Genomic DNA, 20,543 nt, shown 5'->3' on the forward strand with positions numbered 1-20,543 from the left:
ACCGCGGGGGGAACGGGTACCACCGTCGATACCCTCACTACCCTCATAGCCATGTCATCCCGCGCCGCAGCACCCCGCCCCGCGGGCACGCGCCCCGTGGGCACGGTCACGCGCGGAACGACGAATCCGAACCGGCTGCGCCGCATGGACCGCTGGATCGCGGCCACGCACGGCGCCGAACTGCGCCGCGCCGCCGACCCCGTCGCCGTCGACCTCGGCTACGGGGCGGCCCCCTGGACGGCCGTCGAACTGCTGGGCCGGCTGCGCGAGGTCGCGCCGCACGCGCGCGTGGTGGGCCTCGAAATCGACCCGGCCCGCGTGTCGGCGGCCGAACCGTACGCCCGCGCGGGGCTCGTTTTCCGGCACGGCGGCTTCGAGGTCCCCGTCTCCCCGCCCCCGCTGCTGATCCGCGCGGCGAACGTGCTGCGCCAGTACGGCGAGGACGAGGTCGCCGGTGTCTGGCGGCGGCTCTGTGCGCGGCTCGCGCCGGCGTCGGAGCACTCGCGTGGCGGGCTCCTGGTCGAGGGCACCTGCGACGAGATCGGGCGCCGGCACGTGTGGGTGGCGCTAGGTCCCGAGGGGCCGCGCACGGTGACCCTCGCGACGCGGCTCGGTTCCCTGGACCGCCCCTCCGACCTGGCCGAACGGTTGCCGAAGGCGCTGATCCACCGCAATGTCCCCGGTGAGCCCGTGCACGCCTTCCTGCGCGACTTCGACCGCGCCTGGGCCGCCGCCGCGCCGTACGCCTCCTACGGCGCCCGCCAGCGCTGGACGCGGGCCGTGCGGGACCTGACGGCCGACTGGCCGGTGACGGACGGACCGGTGCGATGGCGCCAGGGCGAAGTGACGGTGCGGTGGGAGGCGTTGGCGCCGCGCACGTGACGGCTCGCGCACACAGGAGCCGCAGGAGGGGGCACAGGAGAAAGGGCACAGGAGGAGGGCACAGAAGGGGAGCACAGGAGAGGGGAGTACAGGAGGGGAGCACGGCCTCTGTCGCTTTCCGCGCCGGCGTGGCACGATCCCCGGGCGGGCTAAGTTACCGACGGTTAACCACCTTTGGGGGACGAGGTATGCGTACGGGGAAGCATGGCCTGACGACCGCCGCCGTGGCCGTGGTCTGCGCGGTCACGGCCCTGGCGGCACCGGGCACGGCGTTCGCGGACCCCGGCCCCTCACCCTCCTCCCCCGCACCCCGTTCCTCCCCCGCCACGTCCGGCAAGGACCTGGAAGCCGTACGCGAGAAGCTCGACAAGCTGTACCGCGAGGCGGCGTCGGCCACGGACGCGTACAACGCCGCCGAGGAGAAGGCCGACCAGCAGAACGCCGAGATCGTCGAGCTGGCCAAGAAGATCGTCAAGGGCGAGGAGAAGCTGGACCGGCTCAAGGAGCGAGCCGGGGCCGCCGCCCGCTCCCAGTACCGCACCGGTGGTCTGCCGGACGGGGCCAAGCTGATGCTGAGCGAGGACCCCGAGGACTTCCTCGACGGCACCGGCCGGGTGCTCCAGGGCCAGCGCGCGGCCAAGGGCCTCCTCGGCGAGCTGGCCCGTGCCCAGGAGGACCTGGAGACCTACGCGGCCGACGCCTCCGCCCGCTTCACGAAGCTGGAGGCGAACCGCAGGGCCAGGGCCACCGCCCAGCAGAAGATCGAGAAGCAGATCGCGGCGGCCGAGAAGGTGGAGTCCGAGCTGGAGCAGGAGGAGAAGGAGCGCCTCGCCCGGCTGGAGCGGGAGGCCCAGGACAAGGCCCAGACCGCCTGGCTCGGGTCCGGCATCCTGAAGGACCTCGACACCGGGGCGACCGAGCAGGGCCGCAAGGCGGTCGAGTACGCCACCGCCCAGATCGGCAAGCCGTACCAGTGGGGCGCCGAGGGCCCGAAGTCGTACGACTGCTCCGGCCTCACCTCGCAGGCGTGGGTGGCGGCCGGCCGGACCGTTCCCCGCACCTCGCAGGAGCAGTGGAAGCAGCTCGAACACATCGACGTCGAGGACATGCGCCCCGGCGACCTGATCATCTACTTCGACGACGCGAGCCACGTCGGCATGTACGTGGGCGACGGCTCCGTCGTGCACGCCCCGCGCCCCGGACGCGCGATCACCGTCGCGGGGGCGGGCTCGATGCCGATCCTCGGGGTGGTCCGACCGGACCCGGCCACCGCGGCGGACGAGCCCCCGGCGGCGGCAGCGGACAAGGCCCCAGCCGCGGACTAGGCACCGGCAGCGGACCAGGACCTGTCCGGCGGCCCCGGGGCCCCGCACCGAAGGAGTGACACGGGCCACGCCACCCGCACCCGCACCCGCCGCGTGAGACGGGCCACGTGACCCAGTCCACGCCCGGCGCCCCGCCCCGCGTGACGTTCGTCATTCCGGGCCCCCGGCCGACGTGTCCAACTGCGGGCGATAACGCGGCATATGACAGTGGCCGTTGGCCGGACGGCGTGTCCTGGACCATTCCGCAGCGGTGCGGTCACCCGCTATGGTCCCCGTCGGTGGGCGAGGTCCCTCGCTCCGCCATGCCCTCGGGGGGAGGGAAGGAAACCGAAGACCATGCCCGTACCCGTACCGCGGCAGAGGGCGATCCCGGCCGTGGAGTGCGGTCAGGCGCCCGCCGCGTCCCCGGACAGCGGCCCTTCCACGGAACAGGCCCCGCCCGGGACGAACCCGGCCGAACACCCCGCCGCCCGACGAGAGCACCCCGCGGAGAAGCGCGAGAACCCCACGGACACCAGCACCGGGACGAGCACCGGCACCGGCGCCCTCGGCGACCGTACCCGGGAACCGGGCGCGGGCGCCGGTCCGGCCACCCGCGGCACCACCTCCAGCACCACCCCCACCAACCTCACCCTGCTGCTGATCGAGGACGACCCGGCCGGCTCGCCGATCGTGCCCGACCTGCTCGACCAGTCCGGCAAGCCGATCCGGGTCCGCACCGCGCGCAACCTCACCGAGGCCGAGCGGCTGCTGACCGACGACGTCCACTGCATCCTGCTGGACCTCGCCCTGTCGGCCCCGGCCCCGGTCCGCACCGGCGGCGAGGGCGGCGGCGCGGGTGAGGACGACGGCGAGGGCAGCGACGAGCTGGCGGTGCTGCGGCACGTCCTCGAACTGGCGCCCCGGCACGCCGTGCTCGCGCTCACCTCCTCCAGCGACGCCGAGCGCGGCGCGGAGGCCGTGGCGGTCGGCGCGCAGGACTACCTGTTCCGCGACGAGCTGGACGGCCGCCTGCTGAGCCGCGCGATCCGCTACGCCGTCGAGCGCAAGCGGTCCGACTCGGCCGAGCGGCGACTGGCCGAGGGGCGGGTGCGGGCGCAGGAGAACCGCCGCCTGGAGCGCGGCCTGCTGCCGACGCCGCTGCTGGCCGGCTCCCCGCTGCGCTTCGCCGCGCGCTACCGTCCGGGCCGTTCCCGCGCGCTGCTCGGCGGCGACTTCTACGACGTCGTACGCACCCCCGACGGCACCGTGCACGCCATGATCGGCGACGTCTGCGGGCACGGCCCGGACGAGGCGGCGCTCGGTGTGGAGCTGCGGATCGCCTGGCGGGCGCTGACCCTGGCGGGGCTCTGCGGCGACGAGCTGCTCGGCACGTTGCAGCAGGTGCTGGAGCACGAGCGGTCGGACGAGGAGATCTTCGCGACGCTGTGCGCCGTCGACATCGCCCCCGACGGCCGCAGCGCGGGCCTGTGCCTGGCCGGGCACCCGTCCCCGCTGGTCGCCGGTCCGGGCGCGCCCGCGCGGCTGCTGCCCTACGACAACAACGGCCCGGCGCTCGGGCTGCTGCCGGGCGGCCGCTGGCCGCGGACGCAGGTGGAGCTGGGTGCCGAGTGGAGCCTGATGCTCTACACGGACGGGCTGATCGAGGGGCACGTCGGCGAGGGCCGGGAGCGGCTCGGCCAGGACGGCATGGTGGAGCTGGTCCGCCGCCAGATCGCCGAGGGCCTGGAGGGCGAACGGTTGCTGCGGGCGACCGTCAACGAGGTCCGCGCACTGAACGGCGGCGAGCTGGCGGACGACGTGGCGGTGGTCCTGCTGGACCGGACACCCTGAACCGCCCGGCCGGACCGCTCACACCGGTACGTCCTCCCAGTACGTCCCCGGCCAGTACGTCCCCGGCTCACCGTCCGCCGTTGTACGGACCGTACGGGCCGTCGCTGCTGGAGCCGCGGCGGCTGCTGCGACCGCCGCCGGGCAGGCCGCGCAGCGCGGGCCGTACGTCGACCATGTACACGATCGTCGCGATGAGGCCGATGATCGGCAGGAACGACAGGATGTTGAAGATCAGGTTCACCACGAAGGCGAGCCCGAGGACGACCAGCCAGAAGGTCTTGGTCTTCTTGTCGGCCGCACGGTAGGCGTCATCGCGGCGCGTGGCGGCGTCGAACAAAGCGAAGCCGCTGAAAAGGATCAGGGCGACGCTCAGCAGCCACATCAAGCCTGCGAACCCCTGCATCAGCACAACGTCCACCACCAGAATCGGGTCGTCTTTACGCGGTCACCGTACCCGGACAACGGGCCGGACATCCCCAGGGTGCCCGGCCCGCTCTCCCACGGGAATGCGCCGGCTCGCGCCGACGGCACCCTGCCGCTACTTCGCGGGCGGGGTGGTCTTCTTCGCGGTGCCGTTCTTCCTGGCCGCGGCCTTGCGCGGCGCGGGGGCCTTCTTCGCCGCGGCCGGCTTGTCGTCGGTGACCCGCACCGGCCCGGACTCGACCGGCGCGGCCGGCTTGGCGGCGGCGGGCCTGGGGCCGGCGGGCGCGGGCTTGGCCGGCTCGACGGCGACGGCGACGTCCTCCACGTCCTCGGCGAGGTCCTCGATGCCGTCGGCGGCCTGGCCTCGCCAGGTGCGCACCGCGTGCTCACCGCGCTCGGCGACCTTCTCGTAGGTCTCGCGGGCCTTGACGGCGTACTCGGCGGCCACGCCGACCGAGCGCAGCGCGAGGTCCTGGGCGGTCTCGCCGAGCTTCTTGAAGTCGGCGTCGAGGGAGCCGAAGAGCTCGTTGGCCCTGGCCTGGAGGCTTCCCTGCGTCTCCTTGACGCGGGCGGACGCCTTCTCCTGGACGGCCTTCGGGTCGGTGTTGCGCACGGCGTCGATCCGCGCCGGCGCCTCGGCGCGCAGCTGCTCCACCAGCACCGGCACCTTCTTGGCCTGCTGGAAGGCGAGGTCGGCGGTGCCCGCGGCGAAGTAGAGCGGGGTGGGGTCGCTGAAGGTCTTGCGCAGGTCGTCGGTGATGGCCATGGTGATGGTCCTCCGGAATTGCGTATGGCTGAGGGTGGTCGTGCTGCTCATCCGGCCGTCTGCTTCGGCCCGGCCTCCGGTATGGAGGCGGTCCCGTCGGCGGTGCCGACCTCGGCGTCGGCGTCGGCCCCGAATCCGTTCTCCTTGCGGAAGGACTCGTAGACCTGGAGCAGCACCTGCTTCTGCCCCTCGTTCAGCGAGGGGTCCGCGAGGATGACCGCACGGGTCTCCACGTCGTCCCGGTCGCGCTCGGCGTCGAGGATCCCGGCGCGGACGTACAGCGTCTCGGCGGAGATGCGCAGCGCCTTGGCGACCTGCTGCAGCACCTCCGCGCTCGGCTTGCGCAGCCCGCGCTCGATCTGGCTGAGGTACGGGTTGGACACGCCCGCGGCGTCGGCGAGCTGCCGCAGCGACAGCTGCGCGTTGCGCCGCTGCTCGCGCAGGTACTCACCGAGGTTGCCGACATTGAGCGAGGCCATGCCTCCACCATGCCCCACCCCGCTAACTGTTGCAAGCAAGCCGCTTGCAACAGTGCACCTCCCCTGGAGCGGTCCGGCCCGACACGCCCCTCGCGCCGGTGCCCCACCCGGCCCACTGACCGGGCGCACCGACCGAGCCCACCGACGGGGCGGGGCCCGGGGCGGGTGTCAGAAGGGCAGCGGGCGGGCGTGGACCACGTCCAGGCGGGAGACCGCGCGGGTGAGGACGACGTAGAGGCGGTGCAGGCCCCGCCCGCCCGCGCCCTCCGCCTCCGCGATCGCCGCCGGTTCGACGGCGACGACGTGGTCGTACTCCAGCCCCTTGACCACGCTCGCCGGGACGACGGCCACCCTCGCGCCCGGCTCCCCGGGCCCCGCCGCCGGGATGCCGGCGGCGGCGAGGGCGTCCCGCATCCTCGGCGCGTCCTGGTCGGCGGCGACGACCGCGACGGAACCCTCCCGGGCGAGGGCGGCGCGTACGGCATCGACGACCACGCCCGTCAGCCGTCCGGGTCCGGCCCGGCGGATCGCCAGCTCCCCGTCGCCGCGCAGCGAACGGGCCGCCGGTACGTCCACGTCCAGCCGTTCGAGGAGCCGGTTGGCGAGGGCCACGACCGCCTGCGGCACCCGGAACCCGGTGGTCAGCGGCACCACGGCCGCGTCGGGCCGGCCGAGGTGGGCGAGGGTGTCCGGCCAGGACCGCGCGGCCCACGGCGTGGTCCCCTGGGCGAGGTCGCCGAGGACGGTGAGCGAGCCGAAGGCGGACCGGCGGGCGACGGCCCGGCACTCCATCGGCGAGAGGTCCTGGGCCTCGTCGACGACGATGTGGCCGTAGCCCTCGGGGTGTTCGAGGAGCCCGGCGACCTCGTCGAGGAGGACCAGGTCGGCCGCGGACCAGCGCGCGGACTTCCACGACCGCGGGACACGGTCCGTCCACAGCAGGGCCTCCTGCTCCTCCGCGTCCAGCAGCCCGTCGGCCGCCCGCGCCAGTGCGCCGGGGTCCGTGAGCAGCCGCGCCACGACCTCCTCCGGGCGCACCCGGGGCCATACGGCGTCCAGGTGGGCGCCGATCGGGCGGGCGCGCTCGACGCGGCGCACCCAGGCGTCGGTCCTCGGCCCCGCACGCCGCTCGGCGCGGTCCTGGACGTAGCGCACGATCCGGGCCCGCACCCGCTCGCGGCCGACGGTGTACGGCGGTTCCTCCGCGCGGACGTCCGCGACGATGCGGGCCAGCGCCTCCGCCGGGACGCGCCAGCGGTAGGAGCCGTCCGGCACGGCGAGGGGGCCGGCGGCCTCGGGGTCCACGCGTGCGTACAGCGCGCGGCGCAGCACCTTGGCCGTCCGGGCGTCGTGCTTGACGGCGGCGGTGTGCGCGCCGTCGGTGCGGGTGACCGGGTGCCGGGCGATCTCCCGGGCGAGCGTCGACTGCCGTACGCCGGTCTCGCCGAGGGCGGGGAGCACTTCGGCGATGTAGGAGAGGAAGGTCGGGTGGGGGCCGAGGATCAGCAGTCCGCCGCGCCGGATGCGCCGCGGGTGGGTGTAGAGGAGGTAGGCGGCCCGGTGCAGGCCGACGGCGGTCTTGCCGGTGCCCGGGGCGCCCTGGACGCAGACGGTGGCGGTGAGGCCGGCCCGGACGAGGTCGTCCTGCTCGGGCTGGATGGTGGCGGCGATGTCCCGCATGGGCCCGACGCGGGGCCGTTCGATCTCGCGGGCGACGATGTCGCTCGCCCGGGACTCGCCCCGGCCGAGGTGCTCGTCCTCCAGGCCGGTGAGGTCGGCCGGGGCGCCGCGGCTGCCGGGCGCCCAGCCGAAGCGGCGGCGGACGGCGACGCCGCGGGGGTCTTCGGCGGTGGCCTGGTAGAAGGCGCGGGAGACGGGGGCACGCCAGTCCACGACGAGGGGCGGGGCGGCCGGGTGCTCGGTGATCCGCAGCCGTCCGATGTGCAGCGCCCGCTCGGGGTCCTCCCCCGCCGCGAAGTCGAGCCGGCCGAAGAACAGCGGCCCTTCGGGCAGTTCGCGCAGTTCCTCGGCCCGGCTGCGCAGCCGGTACCCGAGGACCTCGGCGTCGGCGCCGGAGGCGGAGACGTCCTCGCCGGTGACGACGTGCTCCTGGGCGCCGTCGACCATGGCGGCGAAGACGGTCGTGCAGTGGTCGTGATGGGCGCGTTCCCGGTCGAGGGCGCGCTGGAGGGCGGGGTCGGTCGGCGTCATTCCGGCTACCCTAGCCGAATAACGTTACCGAGTTACATTATTTACTCCGTCACGCTTCTTGGCAGTGCGGTCGCCAGGCCCGTGAACGCCCGTTCCGTCGCCGCCACCGCGTCCTCCCGCACGTCCGCCACCCGCTCCCCGGCCGCGATCCGGCGCCAGTTCTCCTGGGCGAGGACCCGCTGTACGGCGATGATCTGGCCGGCGGCCAGCCTGGCCGCCAGGTCGCCGCCGAGCGCGCCGGCGAGCGCGGCCTCGGACCGCTCCAGGTGGGTGTGCAGCCGGGCGACGAGGGCGGGGGTGCCGTAGAGCAGCCGGTGGAAGGCGAGGACGGCGGGGTCGTCGTTGAGCCCGGTCACCGGGTCGCACCGTTCCAGGCCGGCCAGGAAGTGCCGGCGCAGCGCGTCGACCGGCGCCGGCCCCTCCGCCGCCACCCGGGCCGCCTCGTCCTCGTGGTCGGCGACGCGGTGCAGGACGAGGTCCTCCTTCGCGGGGAAGTAGCGGAAGAGCGTCGGCTTGGACACCTCCGCCGCGGCGGCCACCTCCGCGACGGACACGGCGTCGAAGCCCCTCTCCAGGAAGAGCCCGATCGCGACGTCCGACAGGGTCTGGAACATCCGCTGCTTCTTGCGTTCGCGCAGGCCGGGGTCGTTCATGGGAGGGAGGCTAGCGCCTCACGGGGCGGGCACCGGCCCGCGCCGTACGCCCGGCCCGCCACCTCGGTCCCGGGCCCGCGCCCCGCGCCGCAGGTCACTCCGCGGGGAGGGCGGCGGTTTCCCGGTGCCAGCGGAGCAGCGCGGTGGCGACCTCGCGGTGGCCCGGTACCGCGGTCAGGCCGAGTGGTGCGGCCGCCGCGGCCAGGGTGCTCTGCAGCTTCGCGGCCACCCTCGGGAGGGCGGTCCAGCGCAGCCCCGTACGCCCGCGCAGGGACAGCGCGGCGCGGACGGTGTCCGTGTAGAGGGACTGCGCCCGCTTGAAGCCGGTGAGCAGCGGCAGGTCGTGCTCCCACGCGCGGGAACTGCCGGGGCGCACCGCCTCCACGACTTCGCACCAGGCACGGATCATCCGGGCCTCCTGGTCGGCCGGGTACCGCATCAGGTAGAGGTGGGTCGCGAGGTCGTACAGCGGGTCGCCGACCATCGCCAGCTCCCAGTCGATGGTCCACAGGCCGCCGCGCGGGTCGACGACGAAGTTCTCGCGGTGCAGGTCGCCGTGGAGGAGGCAGAACGGCCGCGGGGTGAGCCCGGCCACGTGCTTCTCCAGGTGGACGAGCGCCTCGTCCCGTACGCCGAGGTCGGCGAAGAGGCCCCCGAACACCGGGCGGTTGGCCTCATAGACCTGCTCCCCGACGAAGACGACGAGGCGTTTCAGGAAGGCGTCGGTGTCGCCGTCGTCCGGCGCGTCCTCGGGCGAGCAGCGTCGCGGCACGTTCAGGGTCCCGGCGGTGATCCGCGTCAGCTGCCGGAACAGGCCGACGATCTGCTCGAACACCGCGTCCGGGACCTGCCGCACCCGTCGGCGGTGCGCGCCGAGGGTCCGGCCCTCGATGAACGTCTGCAGCCCCATGCCCTCGACGTCGACGACGTCGGGCACCCGGTCGATGCGGCCCCGCAGGCCCCGGAGGAGGTCCTCCTCGGACTGGAAGCAACGGCGGTCGAACCACAGGCTCGTGGAGCGCGGCTCCCTCAGCTTGACGACCACCCCGCCCGGCGGCGAGAGCACGTAGGTCTCGTGGTGATACCCCTTCAGCGGGCCCCTGACCAGGGACGAGCCGTCACTCATCGCTTCGGCCCGCTGCCTGACGGGCGAGACCACTTGAGGTGCCATTCGGTGCGTTCTGCCCATCCCGGTGGTGCCAATGGGGTAAGAGAGCAGCACGCTACTCCACGGGGCCGCGGCACGGGCGCAGAACCCGCCCCCGGAAGCCGCTCGTCCCCACCTCGGACGAACCGGGTGAACCGGGCGGTCCGGCTCAGTCGCCGGTGTGCGCCGCGTTCTCCCACAGCAGCCTCAGTACCGGCTCCAGCGAGTCCACGACCGTGTCCGCGCCCGCCTGCTTGAGCGCCTTGTGCTTGTGCTCCTCCCGCGCGTAGCCGAGGAACGGCACGCCGGCCGCGCGGGCGGCGGTCAGGTCGGAGGCGGAGTCGCCGACCATCAGCGCCCGGGCGGGGGCGACGCCCATCGCGCTGAGGGCGCGGTTGAGGCAGTACGGGTCGGGCTTGAGGAGGTTCAGGTCCCGGGTGCGGCCGTAGATGTGCGGGGCGAAGCAGTCCAGCAGGCCCCGGGTGCCGAGGTACTCGCTCGCGACGCGCGGTGCGTTGTTGGTCGTGACGGCCAGTCCGACCCCGAGCGCCGACCAGGTGCGGATCAGCGGGTCGGCGTACGCGGTCGGCCACGCGGTGGCCACGGCGCGCAGTTCCTCCCGGGTGAGCCGTTCCTCGAAGTCGGCGACCAGGTCGCTGCGGTGGCGCCTGCGGTTGACGGCGCCCAGCAGGACGTGCGGGTCCGGGTGGACCTGCTCCTCCCTGGTCAGCAGCTCCCGGAGGCCCTGCCCGGCCAGCCAGTCGACCAGTTCGCCCGCCACCCGGTCGGCGGAGTAGCCCGCGAACAGTCTGCAGATCGGGCCGTCGAAGTCCCACAGGACGACGCGGGCGCCCACCACCAGGTCCCGCAGTCCGGCGCGGTGCCCGGCAACCGGTTCCGTCTGTTCCGTATCGGAAGTCACTAGGAGAGTGTCATGTCCGTGGTGATGGTTTCCCAGAGGGCGTCGAACCACTTCTGTGATTCCTCCACGAACACGGCGTCCCGGTCGCCCTCGCGCTTCAGGAACGAGAACAGCAGCGACTGGGAGCCGAGGGCGTCGAACATCTCCAGTGTGCGGCTCTCGTACTCCTCCTCGCGGCGGGTCAGCAGGTAGTAGCCGAGCAGGGCCTCCTCGCCGTTGAGCAGGTAGAGCTTGGTCGGCGGGGTGAACGGCAGGGCGCGGAAGGCGATGCGCACGTCGATGCGGTGGGTGGAGCGCACGGCGTGCAGGTTGTGCTGGAGGACCCGTGCCTGGGCGTTGCGCATCTCCAGCCAGCGCTGGTGGACCGGGTCGTCCTCCTCGTCCTCGACCAGGACGGGGAAGGCCAGGTCGATGTCGCGCGAGGGCATCAGGACGCGGAACTCGATGGCCTCCGGGCGGATGCGGCCCTCGTGGATCAGGCGGAGCGGCTCGCTGAGGGCCAGCATCAGCGTCTCGGAGGTGTGGCAGACGACGTCGACCCGCACGCGCGGTGCCGCGAACGCCGCCGCGAGGCGCGGCCCGAGCGAGACCATCGTCGGCTGCGGCTCGGCGCGCGGTGCGGCGGGCTCGGCGATGCGGGGCGGGCTGCCCTTGCTGACGTTGGTGAGCAGGCCGTCCTCCTGCAGCGCGCGCAGGGCCTGGCGTACGGTGCCGCGCTCGACGCCGAACTCCTCGGCCAGCTCCGCCTGCGTGGGCAGCCGGTCGCCCGCCTTGAGGTCGCCCCCGCGGATCCTCTCCCGCAGGACGTCGGCGATCTCCTGGGACGAGAGCCTTCTGCTGCCGTTCACGGACACGTTCTCCTGGGGGGTCACGACCAAACGCTACAACTTCGACCTACCTATAGGGAGTTGTTTGAAACTTGTTTATAGGTAGCAGCCAAGTGGGGACAACATAGAGGGAGTTGGTTGCCAACTTAGCCCGGTTGGCGGAAGTTCACCTTCCCGAAGGGAGGAAGACCATGCCCGTCCTCGCCCTGGTCTCCGCGGTCTTCGTCATCGCCTTCGAGCAGCTCGTCCAGTGGAGGTACGGCCCCACCGGCATCGTCGGCCTGCTCCTGCTCACCATCGGCATCAAGGCGAAGAGCCCCTCCGTCAGCTCCGCCGGCGCGGTCCTGCTGGCCCTCCTGGTCGTGGGTCCCGCCGGGTGACCCGAGGGACCCGAGGGACCCGGCCCCGGGGGACGGCCGGGCGCCGAGGACCAGCCCGGAGCTGATCGTCCCCCACAGCGCCTCGAACCACAGCCGGGACTGCTGCACGAACACGCCGTCGCGCGGCCCGCCCCCGCGTTCGAAGGCGAACAGCGTCGACCGGATGCCCTCCGCGTCGTACGTCTCCAGCCGCTCGCGGCCCACCTCCTGCTCGCGCCGGGCGAGGGTGTAGTAGGCGAAAAGGGCCTCCGAGTCGTTGAGCAGGTAGAGCTTCACCGGCGGGGTGAACGGCAGGGCGCGGAAGGAGACGCGCACGTCGATGCCGTGGGTGGCGCGCAGGCCCAGCAGGCTGTGCCGCAGCACCCGCGCCTGGGCGTCGCGCATCGCCAGCCACCCCTCGTGCACCGGGTCGCCGGTCGCGCCGGCGCCGGCCACCGCCACCGGGAAGGCGAGGTCGATGTCCCGGCTCGGCAGCAGCACGCGGACGTCGATCTTGGCCGGTTTCAGCCGCCCCGCGTGGATCTGGCCCAGCGGCTCGCCGAGGGCGAGGGTGAGGGAGACGGCGGTCAGGCACAGCGCGTCGATCTCGACGTGCGGGGCGGCGAAGGCCCTCGTCACCCGGGACGCGAGGGCGACCGTGGTGGGCAGCGGACGCGTCAGCGGAGCGGCCCGGGTTCCGTACGGGTCGGGCGCTACGGTCGCGGGGCTCCCTCTGGACACGTTGGTGAGCAGACGTTCCGACTGCAGGATGCGCAGCGCCTGCCGGACCGTCCCGCGCTCCACGCCGAACTCCTCGGCCAACCTGGCCTGCGTGGGCATGCGCCGACCCGGCTGCAACCGGCCGGACCTGATCCGGGCGCGCAGCTCGTCGGCCACCTCGCGGGGGCTCTTCTGTGGCGGCTGCGGTCTCTTCCGCCCGTTCCGCCCGTTGAGGGGGGCGTGTTCCGGCTCCACGACCAGAACACTACAACTTCTCGCCATCTTTGGGCAGTTCGCGAGAAGGTGGTTATGAGTCGCTTCCAAGTGGAGATAAGTACAGAGAAGTTGGCAGCCAACTTGAGCAACGTGGTCAGACCTTCCGAGGGTTGGCCACCACGGTGAACAGGGGGACACCATGCCGCTCATCGCCATCCTCGTCGCCGCTCTGGCCATCGGGTTCGAGCAGCTCGTGCAGTGGAAGTACGGGCCGATGGGCATCATCGCGTTCGTCGCGCTGTCCATCGGCGTCAAGGCGAAGAACACCATGATCGGCGGTGTGGGCGCGGTGATCCTCGTGATGCTGCTCGCCCAGTCCGGCTGACCGGCACACTGTCGTCCGGGCCCCGTTCCGGAGGGGAGCCTGGAGCCCGGACCGACAGTCGCACCACGCACAACCGGTAAGCACAACCAGTACGCACAACCGGTAGGGACAACACCGGTAGGTACAACCACTAGGCACCACAACCACAACCACAACCACAACCGAAGAGCACCACGCAGTACGCGCTACGGATGCGCACACGGATACCGGCGACCGCCACCGGCAGAAGGGAGCCGTCTCGGAGGAACACCGCTCAGGACAGGTCCGGGCATCGGAACCGCCCGGACGTACGCAGCAGGGCGTCGACCACACGGGCGGCGCCCGCTCGTTCGTCCCGGACCCGGCCCGGCTCCGTGAGAAGACTCAGCGTGAGAAGACTCAGAAGGCCGCCCTGATCTCCCCCACCTCACGGCCGCCGCCGTGCAGCGGGGCCCGGCCGATGCGCTCGACGACCGGGCCCTCGATCCCCAGCAGTGTCAGGGCGCGGGCCAGCACCGGACCCAGCGCCCGGGTCGCGCCGTCCTCGATCTTGAAGGCGAGGGCGCGGCCGTCCGGCAGGGCCACCGCCTGGACGGCCTCCGCACCCATCTTGGAGAGCGTGCCGGGCACCTCTCGCATCAGCCAGGTGTCGGCCCGGCGGCTGCCCGCGACGTACTCGGGGTGGGCGCGCATCGCGTCGGCGACCCGGCGCTCCGCCGAACCCGGCTCGGCGCCGACGAAGGAGCGGAAGGCGCGGGCCAGCCCGACCAGGCTGACCGCCATCAGCGGCGCCCCGCACCCGTCCGTGCCGACCGCGGCGACCGGCTCGCCCGCCGCGTCCTCCACAACCCTGTGGATGGTCCGCTGGAGCGGATGGTCGGGATCGAGGTACGTCTCCAGGGGCCAGCCCCTCCGCGCGCAGACGGCGAGCATCGCGGTGTGCTTGCCGGAGCAGTTCATGGTGACCCGGTCGGGCGCCGCACCGGAGGCCAGGTACGTCTCCCGCTCCTCGGGGTCCAGCGGCAGGTCGGGCGGGCACTGCAGGAGCGCGGGGTCCAAGCCGTACTCGTCGAGCATCGTGCGGACCAGGTCGCGGTGAAACGGTTCTCCTGAGTGGCTGGCGGCCGCCAGCGCAAGCCTCTCGCCCGTGAGGTCGAGCCCGGCCCGCAGCACGCCCGCCGCCTGCATCGGCTTGTTGGAGGAGCGCGGGAAGACCGGCGCCGTCACCTCGCCCAGCGCCAGCTCCACGGCCCCGTCGGCGCCCAGGACGACCAGGCTGCCCCGGTGCCGCCCCTCGACGAAGCCGGACCGGACGACCTTGGCGAGGACGGGCGGCACGACGGGCGAGAGGGCGGACGTGGGCGCGGACAGCTCGTCCCCCGGCGACTGCGGAGGCCGTTGCGACAGCTGGGACCGCTGCGACGGCTGAGGCGACTGGGGCTGCTGGGGCTCGGGCATCGGCGGTGGCCTTCCGGACGGAGACGACCCGCCCGGCGACGGTCCGGGATCACCGGACCCGGGGCGGCGCGGAAGACCGCCCCTCGTGTCACACCAGCAGGTCGTCGACTTGTGCTTCCCCTTCACGGTACCGGCGGGCGATCTCGGCGCTGCAGTCGTCGGCGGTGCGCTGCAACCGCTGCCGCCGCCGGGAGACCTGCTGCTCGTACCGCACGAGGCGGCCCATCCCGGTGGTCAGCTCGCCGTCGGTGCGGGCCGTCAGGTCGGACAGCTCCACCTCGCCGAGCATCTCGGCGGCCAGCCGCCGGCATTCCTCGGTGCGCGGCGTGCCCAGCGTCACGTGGCGGGCGGAGGAACGCTGCCGGGCCGGCGCGTCGGCGAGGATCTCGGACAGCCGCTCGACCACCGAGCCGGTCGCCGCCGTGGTCACCACGGTCGCGGGCCCGCGCCGCGCCAGCTCCGCGCGCAGGATGTCGATACGGCCCTGCAGCAGCCGCCGTACGTAGCTGAGGTCGGCCTCCTCGCGCTGGGCGTCCCGGCGCAGGGCGCGCAGCTCCGGCAGGCTCTGGGCGCCCAGGTCGGGCGCCGCCGGATCCGCGGGCGGCTCCGGGCTGTCCGTACGCTGCACGGGTGGCCTCACCGCCTCCAGACCGCCCGGCCCTGTCCATGCGACAGTGCCCAGCGACTGCCCCGTACTCGGTGTGCTCATCTCTGCCCCTACCGTCCCCTCGCCCGGTCCTGGGGAGCATCGTGCCACCCCGGCCGGGCGCTATGTGACCGAGTGCCCGTGATCAGCCCCAGATGGGGGGTTGGGGCGAAAAAAGAAGCCCCGTACGGGCCCCTGCCGACCCGGCACCCGGCCCCCGTACGGGCACCCCGGGGGCGCACGGCATCATGGCGGGATGCGTGCGGTGGTGCAGAGAGTGGACGGCGCGAGCGTCGTCGTGGACGGCGAGACCGTGGGGGCGATCGACGGCGAGGGACTGTGCGTCCTGGTCGGGGTCACCCACGAGGACACCAGGGAGAAGGCGGCGCAGCTGGCCCGCAAGCTGTGGTCGGTGCGGATCCTGCACGACGAGAAGTCGTGCAGCGACCTCGGCGCCCCGCTGCTGGTGATCAGCCAGTTCACCCTGTACGGCGACGCCCGCAAGGGCCGCCGCCCCACCTGGAACGCGGCGGCGCCGGGCGACGTCGCCGAACCGCTGGTCGACGAGGTGGTCGCGCAGCTGCGCGCGCTGGGCGCGACCGTGGCGACGGGCCGCTTCGGCGCGCAGATGCGGGTGTCCCTGACGAACGACGGCCCGTTCACGGTCCTCGTGGAGGTCTGAGCCTGAGTGGTGACCTCTGCGGTGCGAACGCGGGGTGTCCTCGGTGAAGGGCTCTGAAATCGGCCCGTCCGGAACCACGCAAGCCGCTGCCGCCGCGGACCTCAAGCGGGCAGTTTCGTGTCGATGACGAAGCTGATCTCGATGACCTGGCCCGGCAAGGTCAGTTCGGTGACGCCCAGGACCGTGCTGGCCGGGCGGTGGTCGCCGAAGTACGCCAGGTTGCCCTCCGCCGTCACCGCGGCGTTCTGCCGCAGGTCCACCACGTACAAGGTCTGCGAGACGACCTGGTTCCGGGTGGCGCCGTAGTGGTCCAGGACCTTGTCCATGTTGGCGTAGGTCTGCTTGAGCTGGGCGGCGAAGTCGCCCGCGTGCAGGAACTCGCCTGCCGCATCGAACGAGAGCTGTCCGGAGACGTGGACCAGCTCGCCGGACTTGATCGCCTGTGAGTAGCCGAAGTCGCTCTCGGCCGGCACGCCGTAGTGGAAGACATCAATGGTGGCCACGGTGCTTGCCCTTCCGTTCCGCTCTCTTGTAGTTACTCGAGAACTATAGGAGAGTGAGGGCTGACCTGGAAGAACGCACTTTTCGGTGACTAAGGAACCTGATGGTGACCAAGCAACTGCTCAAGGGCCTGCCCGAGGACGCCGACCTGCGGCGCGCAGACTCCCTGGCGCGGGAAATCTTCTCGGACGTCGCCAACAAATGGGCCCTCCTGATCATCGAGGCGCTCGGCGAGCGCACCCTGCGCTTCAGCGAGTTGCGAAACGAGGTCGAAGGCGTCAGCCACAAGATGCTCACCCAGAACCTGCGCATGCTGGAGCGCAACGGCCTGGTCGACCGGAAGGTGTATCCCACCGTGCCGCCGCGGGTCGAGTACACCCTCACCGAGCCGGGCCGGGCCCTGCGCACCGCGGTCGACGTCATGTGCGGCTGGACCCACCAGCACCTCGGTCACATCGAGAGTGCACGCGGCCGTTTCGACGCCTGACGGGCCGGCAGCGACACGCTCGCGCGTTCACGCGTTCCCCCTGATCGACCTCACGTCGGCGGCCACCAACGTGGCCGCGCGTCGCCGACGCTGTTCGGTTGGCCGGCGCGAGGCAACGCACCGGGCCGTCCTGACGTTGCTGAACGTCAGACCGATGTCCTCCCTCAAGCTGCTCGGACTCTACGGCTCGACGACCGTCTCCTGCGCGGCCGCCGTGTCCTCCGCCATCAGCCGGGCGTCCACCGGCACGTTCCGCTTGACCAGGGCGAGGGCGACCGGCCCCAGCTCGTGATGGCGTACGGACGTGGTGACGAACCCGATCTTCCGGCCGTCGGGGCCGTCGTCGGCGAGACGGATCTCCGCCCCGTTCGGCGGCAGGTGGACCTCGCTGCCGTCCAGGTGCAGGAAGACCAGCCGGCGGGGCGGCTTGCCGAGGTTGTGCACCCGGGCGACGGTCTCCTGGCCCCGGTAGCAGCCCTTCTGGAGGTGCACGGCCGTGCCGATCCAGCCCAGCTCGTGCGGGATGGTCCGGTGATCGGTCTCGAAGCCGAGGCGCGGGCGGTGCTGCTCGACGCGCAGCGCCTCGTGGGCGAGGAGCCCGGCCGCGGGACCGGCGCCGGCGGCGAACGCCTCCAGCTCCTCCCGCGGCAGGAAGACGTCGCGGCCGTACGGCGTCTCGCGGACGGCGACGCCCTCGGGTACCCCGGTGATCGACCCGGCGGGCAGGTGCACGACCGCGGTGTCGGCGGTGCGGTCGGCGACCTCGACCCGGTAGAAGAACTTCATCGACTCCAGGTAGGCGATCAGCTCCTCCTGGGTGCCGGGCTCGACGTGGGCCCAGACGGTCGTGCCGTCGTCGACGAGGTACAGGGCGTGCTCGATGTGGCCGTTCGCCGAGAGGACCAGCGCCTCGGTGGCCTCGCCGGCCGGCAGGTCGCTGACGTGCTGCGTGAGCAGCAGGTGCAGCCAGCTCAGCCGGTCGTCGCCGGTGACGGCGACGACGCCGCGGTGCGAGAGGTCGACGAAGCCGGTGCCGTCGGCGAGGGCACGCTGCTCGCGGAACAGGTCGCCGTAGTGGGCGGCGACGCCTTCGTCCACGCCCTCGGCGGGAACGGCGCCGGGCAGGGACAGCAGGGGGCTCTTCATGTGCCCCAGCCTACGACTCGGTCGTTGAACCGGTGGCCGCGCTCTTCGGGGAACAGTCCGCGCACCGGCCGAAGATCGCGAAGTGCTTCATGTCGGTGTCGAAGCCGAACTGCTCGCGCAGCTTGGCGGTGAAGTCGGCGGCCACCGACAGATCGGCCTCGATGACGTTGGTGCAGTCCCGGCAGACCAGGTGGATGTGGTGGTGCCGGTCGGCCAGGTGGTAGGTCGGCGCCCCGTGCCCGAGGTGGGCGTGGCTGACCAGCCCCAGCTCCTCCAGCAGCTCCAGCGTGCGGTACACGGTGGAGATGTTGATCCCCGACGCGGTCTTGCGCACCTGGCAGAGGATGTCGTCGGGGGTCGCGTGCTCCAGGGTGTCCACGGCTTCGAGCACCAGCTGCCGCTGCGGGGTCAGCCGGTAGCCGCGCTGCCTGAGGTCACTCTTCCAGTCGGTGCTCACCACACCTCAGAGTCTAGGGCTACTTGAAGAAAGCGATCCCGTCGTCCGGCATGTCGTCCGGGAGGGCCTTGGCCCAGCGCTCGACGTCCTCCGGGGAGACGACCTTCTTCAGGTGCGCCGACATGTACGGGCGCAGCTCGACCTCGGGGGTCTGCTTCTCGCCGACCCACATCAGGTCGCTCTTCACGTACCCGTACAGCCGCTTGCCGCCGGTGTAGGGCTGGGAGGCCGCCGTGCGGGCCACCGCGTCCGTCGCCAGGTCGATCTGCGGCTTCTGGTCGGCCAGCTCGCCGTACCAGACCTCGACGACACCGTCGTCCCGCACCATCGTGACCTCGACCTTGCGGTTCGGGTCGATGCGCCAGTAGCCGTGCTCGGACTCCAGCGGGCGGACCTTGTTGCCCTCTTCGTCCAGCACCCAGGTGTGGGACTGGTACTCCAGGAAGTCCCGGCCGTCGTGGGTGAAGGACACCTCCTGGCCGAAGTTGCACTTCTCCGCGCCGGGGAAGTCGTGCACGCCCGCGCCGGCCCAGTCACCCAGCAGGAAGACGAGGGGGACGAGGTCCTTGTGCAGGTCGGACGGGATCTCGATCATGATGAGCGGTACTTCCTGGCGTCGGTGATCAGCGCTGGCCCTGGTACAGCTTCTTCACGGTCAGACCGGCGAAGGCGAGAACGCCGACGCAGACCAGGACCAGCAGGGCTTCGAAGAAGATCTCCACGGGGTGCTCCTTGAGCGGGGGGCATACGACAGGGCCGCCCCCAGCTTACGCGGCCCACCTCGGCTCTTCCCGTCGGACTCCGTCCACGAACGCGGCCCACGCGGGCGAGGCGAACAGGAGCGCTCCGCGACCGGGGTCCTTGCTGTCCCGGACGGGGACGAGGGAGGGGAGGTTGGGGGCGACTTCGACGCAGGCTCCGCCGTCCTGGTTGCTGTAGCTGCTCTTGCGCCAGTCGGCGGTGCGGAGGAGGTCGTCGGAGACCTCGACGCAGTTGCCACCGCTTGAGTTGCTGTAGCTGCTCCTGCGCCAAGACACGCTGCTCAGGTCGATGGCTCGCATGGCGCTTCCTCCAACGTCCGCAGGATGAACTCGCGCGACTCGGCCGGTGACAGCGCCAAGTCACGCGTCGAATCGTACCTGCGCTGAAGCAGCTCAACCGAGGCGTTTTCTTCGACCAGTTCACCGCGCAAATCGTTCTCGATGTATGCCACTACGCGGCCGTTCGACAGCCGCAGAAACATCACGTCGGTGTTGGTCAGCCCGTGCCGCCCGGCACTGAACGGCAGCACGTGGAGGGTGATGTTTGCACGCTCGGACACCTCCACCAGGTGGGTCAACTGCTCACGCCATGCACCCATGTCACGTAGCAACGTACGCAGCACCGCTTCGGAGAGAATGACGCGAAACGGCGGTGGGGTGTCGCCCTCCAACAGCTGCCTGCGACCGAGACGTGCCTCCACCTGTTGCTCAAGCTCCGGGGCAGTCAGCCAGCCTGCGGCAAGAGCTTCGCGCGCGTACCCGACGGTCTGAAGGAGCCCCGGTGGAGCGCTCACCGCGTAGTACCACAGGCTGATCGCCTCGGCCTCCAAGACCATGTACCGGCGGTACCGCTCCTTGAACTGCGTCGGGTCGGCCACCGCCAGCTCCCACAGCGTGAGCAGCATGCCGCCCGTGCCGTAGTACTGGTCGAGCGCCTCGACGATCTCCGGGCCGCCCAGCGTGTGGCCGTTCTCCAGCTTGCCGAACTGGGACGCGTCCCAGCCCACCACCTCCGCGACGCCCCGCAGGGACGCGCCCCGCGCCTGCCGGAGCAGCCGCAGCTCCTCCGCGAACCGTGCCCTCGGTTCCTGACTGCGACCCGTGATCGCCCTCCGCTGCGGCACCGCGCCCCTCCCGGCTGTGGAATTTGTGGAATTTGGAGCGCCCGTTGTGGCACTAGCGGCCGTTCCGGGCTCGGCGACCCTCGGCGTGGGTCATGCTCGTAACTGCCCACCACTACACAGAGTAGGGCAACTGTCGCATTCCGTATGATGTTGA

Annotated in this window: 23 protein-coding genes and 1 pseudogene; 7 read left to right on the forward strand and 17 right to left on the reverse strand. The window is 72.2% G+C overall.

The annotated features are described in order from the left end of the window. Positions 1-51 precede the first annotated feature (51 nt). The 3 genes from IG94_RS0129465 (at position 52) to IG94_RS0129475 (ending at position 4,040) form a co-directional block, all read left to right on the forward strand. Positions 52-882 carry an SAM-dependent methyltransferase gene (locus IG94_RS0129465; protein ID WP_107060726.1) on the forward strand — a complete coding sequence of 277 codons (831 nt, stop codon included), beginning with the start codon at positions 52-54 and terminating at the stop codon, positions 880-882. 188 nt (positions 883-1,070) lie between these two features. Then, positions 1,071-2,207, forward strand: coding sequence for a C40 family peptidase (locus IG94_RS0129470; protein ID WP_107060727.1), 1,137 nt, complete (start codon positions 1,071-1,073; stop codon positions 2,205-2,207). A 336-nt stretch (positions 2,208-2,543) separates the two neighbouring features. Continuing rightward, positions 2,544-4,040 (forward strand): PP2C family protein-serine/threonine phosphatase, encoded by a 1,497-nt coding sequence (locus tag IG94_RS0129475; protein ID WP_031043983.1) that lies wholly within the window; start codon positions 2,544-2,546, stop codon positions 4,038-4,040. 67 nt (positions 4,041-4,107) lie between these two features. Here the strand turns inward: IG94_RS0129475 and IG94_RS0129480 are convergent, their stop codons facing one another. The 8 genes from IG94_RS0129480 to IG94_RS0129515 form a co-directional block, all read right to left on the reverse strand. Continuing rightward, positions 4,108-4,443 (reverse strand): DUF2516 family protein, encoded by a 336-nt coding sequence (locus IG94_RS0129480; protein WP_031043986.1) that lies wholly within the window; start codon positions 4,441-4,443, stop codon positions 4,108-4,110. A gap of 135 nt (positions 4,444-4,578) precedes the next feature. Continuing rightward, the gene (locus IG94_RS0129485; protein WP_031043989.1) at positions 4,579-5,229 is read right to left on the reverse strand and encodes a hypothetical protein; all 651 of its coding nucleotides are present in this window, start codon (positions 5,227-5,229) and stop codon (positions 4,579-4,581) included. A gap of 47 nt (positions 5,230-5,276) precedes the next feature. Then, positions 5,277-5,708 carry a helix-turn-helix domain-containing protein gene (locus IG94_RS0129490; RefSeq protein ID WP_031043991.1) on the reverse strand — a complete coding sequence of 144 codons (432 nt, stop codon included), beginning with the start codon at positions 5,706-5,708 and terminating at the stop codon, positions 5,277-5,279. Between the two features lie 168 nt (positions 5,709-5,876). Beyond that, the gene (locus IG94_RS0129495; RefSeq protein WP_031043994.1) at positions 5,877-7,919 is read right to left on the reverse strand and encodes a HelD family protein; all 2,043 of its coding nucleotides are present in this window, start codon (positions 7,917-7,919) and stop codon (positions 5,877-5,879) included. Between the two features lie 41 nt (positions 7,920-7,960). Beyond that, the gene (locus IG94_RS0129500; RefSeq protein WP_031043998.1) at positions 7,961-8,572 is read right to left on the reverse strand and encodes a TetR family transcriptional regulator; all 612 of its coding nucleotides are present in this window, start codon (positions 8,570-8,572) and stop codon (positions 7,961-7,963) included. A 94-nt stretch (positions 8,573-8,666) separates the two neighbouring features. Further along, on the reverse strand, positions 8,667-9,698 hold the full coding sequence (locus tag IG94_RS0129505; protein WP_224310347.1) for an aminoglycoside phosphotransferase family protein: 1,032 nt from the start codon (positions 9,696-9,698) through the stop codon (positions 8,667-8,669). A gap of 190 nt (positions 9,699-9,888) precedes the next feature. Next, on the reverse strand, positions 9,889-10,641 hold the full coding sequence (locus IG94_RS0129510; protein WP_224221640.1) for an HAD family hydrolase: 753 nt from the start codon (positions 10,639-10,641) through the stop codon (positions 9,889-9,891). Beyond that, a complete protein-coding gene (locus tag IG94_RS0129515) occupies positions 10,641-11,489 on the reverse strand; it encodes a GntR family transcriptional regulator (protein WP_031044010.1) in 849 nt (282 codons plus the stop codon). The genes IG94_RS0129510 and IG94_RS0129515 overlap by 1 nt, the downstream gene beginning before the upstream one ends. 170 nt (positions 11,490-11,659) lie before the next feature. Here IG94_RS0129515 and IG94_RS43700 point away from each other — a divergent pair, with 170 nt between their 5' ends. After that, a complete protein-coding gene (locus IG94_RS43700) occupies positions 11,660-11,848 on the forward strand; it encodes a hypothetical protein (RefSeq protein WP_078892475.1) in 189 nt (62 codons plus the stop codon). 45 nt (positions 11,849-11,893) lie between these two features. Here IG94_RS43700 and IG94_RS0129520 read toward each other — a convergent pair. Further along, positions 11,894-12,808 (reverse strand): annotated as a pseudogene (locus tag IG94_RS0129520) (winged helix-turn-helix domain-containing protein); the annotation flags it as partial. A gap of 154 nt (positions 12,809-12,962) precedes the next feature. Between IG94_RS0129520 and IG94_RS0129525 the strand changes: the two are divergent. Then, positions 12,963-13,148, forward strand: coding sequence for a hypothetical protein (locus IG94_RS0129525; protein ID WP_031044015.1), 186 nt, complete (start codon positions 12,963-12,965; stop codon positions 13,146-13,148). A gap of 378 nt (positions 13,149-13,526) precedes the next feature. Here the strand turns inward: IG94_RS0129525 and IG94_RS0129530 are convergent, their stop codons facing one another. Continuing rightward, positions 13,527-14,585, reverse strand: a complete 1,059-nt coding sequence (locus tag IG94_RS0129530; protein WP_372459478.1) for an asparaginase — start codon at positions 14,583-14,585, stop codon at positions 13,527-13,529. Between the two features lie 88 nt (positions 14,586-14,673). Continuing rightward, positions 14,674-15,294, reverse strand: coding sequence for an RsiG family protein (locus IG94_RS0129535; protein WP_031044022.1), 621 nt, complete (start codon positions 15,292-15,294; stop codon positions 14,674-14,676). 193 nt (positions 15,295-15,487) lie between these two features. Here IG94_RS0129535 and dtd point away from each other — a divergent pair, with 193 nt between their 5' ends. Continuing rightward, entirely contained in the window at positions 15,488-15,913 is a 426-nt protein-coding gene (gene dtd / locus IG94_RS0129540; protein WP_031044024.1) for a D-aminoacyl-tRNA deacylase, read from the forward strand. A 101-nt stretch (positions 15,914-16,014) separates the two neighbouring features. Here the strand turns inward: dtd and IG94_RS0129545 are convergent, their stop codons facing one another. Beyond that, the gene (locus IG94_RS0129545) at positions 16,015-16,416 is read right to left on the reverse strand and encodes a RidA family protein (protein WP_031044026.1); all 402 of its coding nucleotides are present in this window, start codon (positions 16,414-16,416) and stop codon (positions 16,015-16,017) included. Positions 16,417-16,517: 101 nt separating this feature from the next. On the opposite strand from IG94_RS0129545, the gene IG94_RS0129550 reads away from it, so the two are divergent. Beyond that, positions 16,518-16,901 (forward strand): winged helix-turn-helix transcriptional regulator, encoded by a 384-nt coding sequence (locus IG94_RS0129550; RefSeq protein WP_031044029.1) that lies wholly within the window; start codon positions 16,518-16,520, stop codon positions 16,899-16,901. A 180-nt stretch (positions 16,902-17,081) separates the two neighbouring features. On the opposite strand, the gene ygfZ is transcribed toward IG94_RS0129550, so the two are convergent. From ygfZ to IG94_RS0129580, 5 genes are all read right to left on the reverse strand, one after another. Continuing rightward, positions 17,082-18,047 (reverse strand): CAF17-like 4Fe-4S cluster assembly/insertion protein YgfZ, encoded by a 966-nt coding sequence (ygfZ, locus tag IG94_RS0129555; RefSeq protein ID WP_031044031.1) that lies wholly within the window; start codon positions 18,045-18,047, stop codon positions 17,082-17,084. A gap of 10 nt (positions 18,048-18,057) precedes the next feature. Further along, a complete protein-coding gene (locus tag IG94_RS0129560) occupies positions 18,058-18,507 on the reverse strand; it encodes a Fur family transcriptional regulator (RefSeq protein WP_031044033.1) in 450 nt (149 codons plus the stop codon). Between the two features lie 16 nt (positions 18,508-18,523). Next, on the reverse strand, positions 18,524-19,099 hold the full coding sequence (locus IG94_RS0129565; RefSeq protein ID WP_031044037.1) for a heme-binding beta-barrel domain-containing protein: 576 nt from the start codon (positions 19,097-19,099) through the stop codon (positions 18,524-18,526). Between the two features lie 172 nt (positions 19,100-19,271). Further along, complete coding sequence (locus IG94_RS0129575) at positions 19,272-19,565, reverse strand: DUF397 domain-containing protein (protein WP_031044039.1); 294 nt, start codon at positions 19,563-19,565, stop codon at positions 19,272-19,274. Further along, the gene (locus IG94_RS0129580; RefSeq protein WP_031044041.1) at positions 19,547-20,389 is read right to left on the reverse strand and encodes a helix-turn-helix domain-containing protein; all 843 of its coding nucleotides are present in this window, start codon (positions 20,387-20,389) and stop codon (positions 19,547-19,549) included. Before IG94_RS0129580 ends, IG94_RS0129575 begins: the two co-directional genes overlap by 19 nt. Positions 20,390-20,543: the final 154 nt, after the last annotated feature.

The sequence above is a fragment of the Streptomyces olivaceus genome, assembly GCF_000721235.1.
Taxonomy (GTDB): Bacteria; Actinomycetota; Actinomycetes; order Streptomycetales; family Streptomycetaceae; genus Streptomyces; species Streptomyces olivaceus.

Bases quoted from the DNA above. Each gene is read 5' to 3' on its own strand.
- IG94_RS0129465 (WP_107060726.1), top strand. From the start codon at position 52: ATGTCATCCCGCGCCGCAGCACCCCGCCCCGCGGGCACGCGCCCCGTG.
- IG94_RS0129470 (WP_107060727.1), top strand. From the start codon at position 1,071: ATGCGTACGGGGAAGCATGGCCTGACGACCGCCGCCGTGGCCGTGGTC.
- IG94_RS0129475 (WP_031043983.1), top strand. From the start codon at position 2,544: ATGCCCGTACCCGTACCGCGGCAGAGGGCGATCCCGGCCGTGGAGTGC.
- IG94_RS0129480 (WP_031043986.1), bottom strand. From the start codon at position 4,443: ATGCAGGGGTTCGCAGGCTTGATGTGGCTGCTGAGCGTCGCCCTGATC.
- IG94_RS0129485 (WP_031043989.1), bottom strand. From the start codon at position 5,229: ATGGCCATCACCGACGACCTGCGCAAGACCTTCAGCGACCCCACCCCG.
- IG94_RS0129490 (WP_031043991.1), bottom strand. From the start codon at position 5,708: ATGGCCTCGCTCAATGTCGGCAACCTCGGTGAGTACCTGCGCGAGCAG.
- IG94_RS0129495 (WP_031043994.1), bottom strand. From the start codon at position 7,919: ATGACGCCGACCGACCCCGCCCTCCAGCGCGCCCTCGACCGGGAACGC.
- IG94_RS0129500 (WP_031043998.1), bottom strand. From the start codon at position 8,572: ATGAACGACCCCGGCCTGCGCGAACGCAAGAAGCAGCGGATGTTCCAG.
- IG94_RS0129505 (WP_224310347.1), bottom strand. From the start codon at position 9,698: ATGAGTGACGGCTCGTCCCTGGTCAGGGGCCCGCTGAAGGGGTATCAC.
- IG94_RS43700 (WP_078892475.1), top strand. From the start codon at position 11,660: ATGCCCGTCCTCGCCCTGGTCTCCGCGGTCTTCGTCATCGCCTTCGAG.
- IG94_RS0129525 (WP_031044015.1), top strand. From the start codon at position 12,963: ATGCCGCTCATCGCCATCCTCGTCGCCGCTCTGGCCATCGGGTTCGAG.
- IG94_RS0129530 (WP_372459478.1), bottom strand. From the start codon at position 14,585: ATGCCCGAGCCCCAGCAGCCCCAGTCGCCTCAGCCGTCGCAGCGGTCC.
- IG94_RS0129535 (WP_031044022.1), bottom strand. From the start codon at position 15,294: ATGAGCACACCGAGTACGGGGCAGTCGCTGGGCACTGTCGCATGGACA.
- dtd (WP_031044024.1), top strand. From the start codon at position 15,488: ATGCGTGCGGTGGTGCAGAGAGTGGACGGCGCGAGCGTCGTCGTGGAC.
- IG94_RS0129550 (WP_031044029.1), top strand. From the start codon at position 16,518: ATGGTGACCAAGCAACTGCTCAAGGGCCTGCCCGAGGACGCCGACCTG.
- ygfZ (WP_031044031.1), bottom strand. From the start codon at position 18,047: ATGAAGAGCCCCCTGCTGTCCCTGCCCGGCGCCGTTCCCGCCGAGGGC.
- IG94_RS0129565 (WP_031044037.1), bottom strand. From the start codon at position 19,099: ATGATCGAGATCCCGTCCGACCTGCACAAGGACCTCGTCCCCCTCGTC.
- IG94_RS0129575 (WP_031044039.1), bottom strand. From the start codon at position 19,565: ATGCGAGCCATCGACCTGAGCAGCGTGTCTTGGCGCAGGAGCAGCTAC.